This is a genomic window from Kitasatospora sp. RG8, from assembly GCF_017813315.1.
Taxonomy (GTDB): domain Bacteria; phylum Actinomycetota; class Actinomycetes; order Streptomycetales; family Streptomycetaceae; genus Kitasatospora.
In genome coordinates this window covers 86296-93561 of record NZ_JAGIYX010000033.1, presented here as the reverse complement: position 1 = coordinate 93561, position 7266 = coordinate 86296, and the positions used below count along the sequence as shown (strand labels likewise).

Annotated in this window: 5 protein-coding genes; 2 read left to right on the top strand and 3 right to left on the bottom strand. The window is 73.5% G+C overall.

What is annotated here, in order from left to right; genetic code table 11:
* Positions 1 to 142: FAD-dependent oxidoreductase (locus tag J5Y04_RS34695; RefSeq protein WP_209416525.1), on the bottom strand; the 142-nt coding region annotated here is incomplete at its 3' end.
* Between the two features lie 224 nt (positions 143 to 366).
* Here J5Y04_RS34695 and J5Y04_RS34690 point away from each other — a divergent pair.
* Both J5Y04_RS34690 and J5Y04_RS34685 read left to right on the top strand, forming a co-directional pair.
* Positions 367 to 702, top strand: a complete 336-nt coding sequence (locus J5Y04_RS34690) for a helix-turn-helix transcriptional regulator (RefSeq protein WP_209416517.1) — start codon at positions 367 to 369, stop codon at positions 700 to 702.
* A gap of 250 nt (positions 703 to 952) precedes the next feature.
* Positions 953 to 3379 carry a SpoIIE family protein phosphatase gene (locus tag J5Y04_RS34685; protein WP_245206036.1) on the top strand — a complete coding sequence of 809 codons (2427 nt, stop codon included), beginning with the start codon at positions 953 to 955 and terminating at the stop codon, positions 3377 to 3379.
* Positions 3380 to 4049: 670 nt separating this feature from the next.
* Here J5Y04_RS34685 and J5Y04_RS34680 read toward each other — a convergent pair.
* A complete protein-coding gene (locus tag J5Y04_RS34680) occupies positions 4050 to 5234 on the bottom strand; it encodes a cytochrome P450 (protein ID WP_209416515.1) in 1185 nt (394 codons plus the stop codon).
* A 269-nt stretch (positions 5235 to 5503) separates the two neighbouring features.
* A complete protein-coding gene (locus J5Y04_RS34675; protein WP_209416514.1) occupies positions 5504 to 7120 on the bottom strand; it encodes an alpha/beta hydrolase in 1617 nt (538 codons plus the stop codon).
* Between the last annotated feature and the right edge of the window lie 146 nt (positions 7121 to 7266).

Sequence of the window (7266 nt, the reverse complement as noted above, 5' to 3'; positions counted from 1 at the left end):
TGGTGTTCATCAGCGCGCCACCGGCGGTGACGGCGCCCTCGAAGACCAGCGGCTTGAGGGAGGCACGGGCGGTGTAGAGCGCAGCCGTGTAGCCGGCCGGGCCGGAACCGATGATGATCACGTCACGGACGGGGGTACTCAAGGCGATTGCCTCCTGATAGGTCGCGGCGACGGTGCTCTCCGCCGGGGATGTTCGCGGTTTCGGGTCCGAACCCGGCTGGCTGCTGCGTTCAGGGCTGCACCGTCGCGGGGCCGTGCGGTGGGTGTCCGGCCGACCCCTGGGGCGACCGGAACCACAACGTATCACCCAGCAGTGATATCACGCAAGAGTGGTATCAAGCTGGAGTGATATGTGATAATCGAGGCATGCTGACACCGGGTGCCGAGAAGACGACGCTGACGCAGGGCGACCTCATTCGAGTCCTGGGTGAACCCCTGCGCCTGCGCATCGTGACGCTGCTCGCGCAGGCGGCCCTGTGTACCAACCACCTGATCGAGGAGACGGGCGCGCGGCAGACCGCGCTGTCCAACCATCTGCGGGTGCTGCGCGAGGCCGGCATCGTGGAGCCGGAGCCGCACGGCCGCTTCACGTACTACCGCCTGCGCCCCGAGGTGCCGCAAGCCCTGGCGGAGTTCTTCGGCGAGCTCGCCCGCACGGCGGAGGAGTCGCTGGCCGCGGACCGCAAACGGCCGTGCGAGTGACCGGTGCCCACATGAGGCTCCCGCATGTGCGGCGCTGAGCCGCCGCACGACCGCCCTGTAGCGCCCCGACCCCGTTCGACCGCGATCGTCGTCCGGGCACGCGCCGAAGGCGACGAGCCGGCTGTGCGGCGCGCTCCGGAGGCCTGCCGTGGCGGCGGCCGTGGACGGCCTGCTCGCGCGGCCCGAGGTGAACTTGCGCCGTGCCCGAGGAATCCTTGAGTCAACGGACGCGCGAAGCGGGATGATCGCCATGGACACACCAGCGGCGGGTGACAGCCGGGCCGGTGGCCCCTTCATCACGGGTGCGGCCATGGCGATCGCGGCTCCGGACGGAGTGCTGACGGGCTGGAGTCCCGGCGCGCAGCGGCTGCTCGGGTACTCCGCGTCCGACGCCGCGGGCCGACCCGCAGCGGATCTGCTCGTGTCGCCGCTTCCGCAGTCGGCTCGCGAGCGGCTGGCACGGCAGGAACAGTGGGTCGGCCCGGTGGTTCTGCGCCACCGCGACGGCGGCCCGGTGGGATGCCGACTGTGTGTGCGTCCGCTGCCCGCCGGTGACGGGCGGGTCGGTTGGCTGTTCGAGGCCGCCCCGCCGGGACCGGGGGACGACCGCGACGGCGACCCGCTGGTCCACTGGGCGTTCGACCAGTCCCCGTTCGCCCAGGCGATCTACGACACCGAGGGCAGGTTCCTGCGCGTCAACACGGCCATGGCGCAGCAGCTCGCGGCCACGGAGGGGGAGCTTCGCGGGCTTCGGATCACGGAGCACATGCCGGACCCCCTGTTCGAGGTCCCGCAGCGCAGTGTCGAGCGCGTGGCGGCGACGGGCCGGCCGGAGCAGATCGAGAACCGCGCGCAGATGCCGGGAGAGGCCTTCCCGCACGCCTGGATCGTCCACCTCGCCCCGCTCAAGGACCCGGCAGGGCTGGTGCACGCCGTGCAGCAGACCGTGCTCGACCTCTCCGAGCACGAGGCGGCTCGGAGAAGTCTGGCGCTGCTCGACGAGGCCAGCAGACGCATCGGCAGCAGCCTGGATGTCGCCCGCACCGCCCAGGAACTGGCCGACGTGGCCGTGCCCGCCTGTGCGGACTTCGTCTCGGTGGATCTGCTCGACGCCGTGCTGCAAGGGGATGAGCCGGCACCGATCCATACCGGCGGGCGCCTGGTCCTGCGCCGGGTCGCCGTCCGCTCCGACGTGCCGGGTGTCGTCGCGGTCGGCGAGCCGGCCGGCTATCCGGCGTCCTCACCGCATGCCCGCTGCCTGGCCGACGGCCGCGGCACCGTCCACCGGATCACCGACCCCGAGATCACCCACTGGCTTGCCCACGACCCTGACCGGGCCGCCTGGATCCGCCGACACCGCCCGCACTCGCTGCTCGCCGTCCCGCTGCGAGCCCGTGGCGTGAACCTCGGCGTCGCCCTCTTCACCCGTCTGGCCGCGTCCGCCTCGCCCTACGAGCAGGCCGACCTGGAGATCGCCGAGGAACTGGCGGCACGCGCAGCGGTCTGCATCGACAACGCCCGCCGCTACACCCGCGAGCACACCGCCGCCCTCACCCTCCAGCACAGCCTGCTGCCGCAGGGGATTCCCGAGCAGGCCGCCGTCGACGTCGCGGGCCGCTACCTGCCGGCAGGTTCGAAGGCCGGTGTCGGCGGTGACTGGTTCGACGTGATCCCGCTCTCCGGAGCCCGGGTCGCCCTGGTCGTCGGCGACGTCGTCGGCCACGGCATCCACGCCTCCGCCGCCATGGGGCGCCTGCGTACGGCCGTACGCACCCTCGCCGACGTCGATCTGGCCCCGGACGAGCTGCTCGCGCACCTGGACGACCTCGTCATCCGGCTCGGCACGGGACAGGAGTGTGCTGACGCGCCGCCCGGAGAACTCGGCGCCACCTGCTTGTACGCCGTCTATGACCCCATCTCCCGCAGGTGCTCGCTCGCAAGCGCCGGCCACCCCTGGCCCGCTCTGGTGACCCCCGACGGCACCGTGGACTTCATTGAACTGCCCAGCGGTCCGCCCCTGGGACTGGGCGGGCTACCGTTCGAGTCCGTCGAAACCGAGCTTCCCGCAGGAAGTCTCCTCGCGCTGTACACCGACGGCCTCATCGAAGCCCGCGGCCGCGACATCGACACCGGCCTGAACGCCCTGCGCACAGCCCTCGTCGGCTCCGTCCCCCCACTCGACGCCGCCCTCGACCTCGACACCCTCTGTGACACCGTCCTGAAGGCGCTGCTCGACGAGCGGCCCGCCGACGACGTCGCGCTGCTCGTCGCCCGCACCCACGCCCTGGACACCAGGCACGTCGCCTGCTGGGACCTGCCCGCAGATCCGGCCGTCGTAGCCGAGGTCCGTGCGCGGACGACCGCGCAGCTCCAGGCGTGGGAGCTGGACGAGCTGGCCTTCGTCACCGAACTCACGGTGAGCGAGCTGGTGACCAACGCGATCCGCTACGGCGCCCTGCCCATCCAGCTGCGGCTCATCAAGGACCGGACGCTGATCTGCGAGGTCTCCGACGCCAACAGCACCGCACCGCACGCGCGTCGCGCCCGCACCTTCGACGAGGGCGGGCGCGGCCTGATGATGGTCGCCCAGCTCACCGAGCGTTGGGGCACGCGGCACACCGGCACCGGCAAGACCATCTGGGCCGAGCAGCCGCTCCCTCGTCCACCCGCACGGTGAAGGCGCGACCGGCGTTCTGCCGGCACTGCTCGCCACCGCCGGCGCCACCGAGCTGAAGCCGCTGTCGGCAGCCCTATCGGGTGCCGACTTCCGCGGCGAAGAACACGTGGAGGTGAGCCCACAGGCAAGCCGTCGCCGGGCGCGGGCATGGCGACGGTCGTTCCCCCACCTGTGCCACCCACCGGCCGCCGCTGGACCGCGGAACTGGGGACGGCGGGGCCGCCCGCCGCACCGGGGCGCCGCGTCGCGCCGGGCTCGCCGTTCCATTGGCGGACCGGGCCCGGTGCGCTTGACGCTCACCCCCGGCAGCCCTCCAGAAGCCGCAGCCAGACCTCGCTGATGGTCGGGTACGCCGGCACCGCGTGCCAGAGCCGGTCCCCTCCCGGTTGGTCCACGGCCGAGCCTCGGCCAGCCCCTGGATGCCCTGCGGCAGCATCGGCCGGCTGCCGGTGCACACCGCGACGGCGTACCGGGCGACCAGCAGCTGCTCGCGCAGGTCCAGGTGCCGGAGCGTGGCGGCCAGGGGCATGGCCGAGGTCCGGGCTGATCTGTCGGGCAGGCTCAGGCTGCGTAGGCCCGCTGACAGGCGGGTGAAAGTGCTCCGCGGCGGCGGGGAGTCGGGGCTTGTGGTGCGGGGGAGGGGGAGGATCCCGGCCCCCACCGCACGCGCCTAAACGCTCACCGGCAGGGCGACGAGGCCGCGGACCAGCCGGGACTGCCGCCGGACGAGCCGGTCGGCAGGGGCCGCCAGCTGCAGACCGGGGAAGCGCTCCAGGAGGACGCCGAGCACGATCTCGACCTCCGCGTGGGCCAGTGGTGCGCCGAGGCAGCGGTGGATCCCGTGGCCGAAGGCCAGATGGCCGGCGGCGTTCGCGCGGCCGAGGTCGAGCCGGTCGGGGTCGGGGAACCTCCCGGGGTCGCGGTTGGCCGCGCCCGGGCACACGAAGACCGGGCTGCCGGCGGGCACCGCGGTGCCGCTGAGATCCACCTCGTCGGGTGCCCAGCGCCAGGTGGCGATGCTGACCGCGGAGTCGTACCGGAGCAGCTCGTCGACGGCGGCCCGGATGCGGTGCGGGTCGGTGCGCAGGCGCTCCAGCTCGGCGGGGTGCTGGAGCAGGGCCAGCACGGCGTTTCCGATCGCCGCGGTGGTGGTCTCGTGGCCGGCGACCAGCAGCAGCACGGCGAGGGAGAGCAGCTCGTCCTCGCCGAGCCGGTCGGCGTCCTCGTCGTGGACGGCGATGAGGTCGGAGAGCAGCGAGCGGTCCGGGTGCGTGCGCTTGCCGCTGATCAGCTGCGACATGTAGCCGGCCACGGCGTGGGACGCGGCGTCGATCCGCTGGTGGTCGCCGGTGGCGAACAGGTCGGTCGACCAGGAGCGGATCGAGGGACGGTCGGCCGGGGGAACTCCCAGGAGCTGGCAGATGACGGTGACCGGCAGGGGTCCGGCCAGCTCCTCGACGAGGTCGACCTCGCTGCCGGGCTCCCACGCCCCCACGAGCTGCTCGGCGAGCGAACGGATGTAGGGGCGCAGGCCGTCGACCCGGGCCGGCGTGAACGCCTTGGCCACCAGCCGCCGGAGCCGGGTGTGCTCCGGCGGATCGGTTGCGAGCATCGTCCGTGCGACGGCCGGGTGCAGGGACCGGCCGGACGGTCTGTCGGCGAAGTACGCGCCGGTGTCCTTCGACAGCGGCGCGGTGAACGCCTGCCGTGCCTCCTCGTAGCCGGTGACGACCGCCGCGGTGGTGGCACCGCCGTCCAACGACACCTGCAGGACGGGAGAGGCCGCGCGCAGGGCGGCGTAGGTGGGGTAGCGGTCTGCGTAGAACGCCGGGTCGGCGAAGGGTGAGGAGGCCATGGTCGATCCCTGTGCCGCTTCAAGTGCCGTCCGCCGCTGGGCAGGCGCGGCGGTGCGGACGATGTCAGTGGTCGCGTACTGCTGAGAGGCCAAGCGTAGCCACAGTGCGGAGCCCCTCGCCCGGGCGGGCTCGCCGCGCGCCGCGCGCCGCGCCGCTGACCGGTGTCTCCCCGGTCCGCCCTGTCAGGGCATGGTCGGACGGACCGGGGAGGGGGCGCCGGCCCGGGGCTGAGGAGGGGAGGTTCGCTCCGGGCCGGCGGGCTCGGGTGTCAGTTGGCGCAGCGGGTACCGGGGGCGGGCATCGTGCCGGCCACCAGGTAGGCCTCGTACGCCGCGTCGATGCAGGTGTTGCCCCGGCCGAAGGCGCCGTGCCCCTCGCCCTCGCGGGTGAGCAGGGTGGCGTGGGCCAGGCCCTTGGACAGGTTCTCCGCGGCGGCGTACGGCGTGGCCGGGTCGCCCGTGCTGCCGACGACCAGGATCGGGGCGCTGCCCTCGGCCCGGACGACGTGCGGCTTCTCGGGGGTCTTGAACGGCCAGTTCTCGCACCTGCCGTGCTGGTAGTCCTCGACGGAGACGCCCTGCGTGACCAGCGGGGCCTCGGCCTTGAGCTTGGCCACGACCTTCTGCGCGCGTTCCGGGGACGGCGCGGCGGCGGCCCCGTCGGCGCAGGAGATCGCAGTGTGGGAGTCGTTGAGGCTGGTGTAGCGGCCCTTCTCGTCACGGCCGTGGAAGCGGTCGGCGGACGCGAGGAGGAGGTCGCCGCGCTGCCGGACCATGGCCATGGTGAGGGCGGCGCGCAGGGCCGGCCAGGCGTCCGTCTCGTCGCCGTAGAGGAAGGCCTGGGTGCCGGCCCAGCTCAGGTCGCTGGTGAGCTTGCGCCCGTCGGCGGTGTCCAGCGGGTGGTCGTGCAGGCTCTCCAGGTAGTCCGCGGCCTTCTTCGCCGCGGTGCCCGGGTCGCTGCCGAGCGGGCACTCGGCGGCGTGGGCGCGGACGCAGTCGGCGGCGAAGCGCTGGAGCGAGGACTCGAACCCGATGACCTGGTCGGTGGACTCGTCCAGGGTGTCGGCGGCCGGGTCGACCGCGCCGTCCAGGATCAGACGACCGGTCCGGGCGGGGAACTCCTCGGCGTAGAGCGTGCCCAGGTAGGTGCCGTAGGAGATGCCCAGGTAGTTGAGCTTCGGGTCGCCGAGCGCCTGGCGCAGGACGTCGAGGTCGCGGGCCGTGTTGCGGGTGCCGACGAAGGGGAGCAGCTTGCCCGCCTTCGCCGCGCAGGCGGCGGCGAACTCCTTGTCCCGCTGTTCGAGCACCACATTACGCTTCGCCGGGTCGACGGGGATGTCCACCTGGTCGCGGTCGTCCCGCTGTCGGTCGGTCAGGCAGGTCACCGGGGAGCTCGCCCCGGTGCCCCGCGGGTCGAACCCCACGACGTCGAAGCGGTTGTGCAGGGCGCCGTCGAAGAGCTTTCGCCCCATTTCGACCATCTCCACGCCGGACCCGCCGGGTCCGCCGGGGTTGATCACCAGGGAGCCGACCCGCTGGGCGGGATCGGCCGCGGGCAGCCGGACCAGCGCGACGCTGAGCGCGTCGGCGCCCGGGGTGGCGTAGTCCAGCGGAACGCGCAGTTCGCCGCACTGCAGCCCGGTCAGGTCCACCGGTCGGCTCCCGGCGTCCGGCCGGCAGGCGTGCCAGTCGATGTGCTGGCCGTAGAAGGCGCCGAGCCGGGGGTCGTCGGCTCCGGCGGGCTTCGCGGCGGCGCCGGCCGGGCCGACGGTGCCGCCGTCGGCCGGTGGGTCGGTCGCCAGGTCGTTGCAGGCGGTGGTGAGCAGCAGGCTGCCGGCGGCGAGTGCCGCCAGCGCAAGGCGGCGGGCGGTCCGGTGGGTGGTCATGGTGGTTCCTGTCGAGCGGGTTGGGTGTGACGGTGGTTCGGTGCGGACGGCCCCGGCCGTCGACGGTCGGTGGTCCCGCGGGGTGGGGTGCTTCCTCCCGCGCGGCGGCGCGTTCCGTCCCGTCGTGCCTGGCGGAGGGGGCGGCG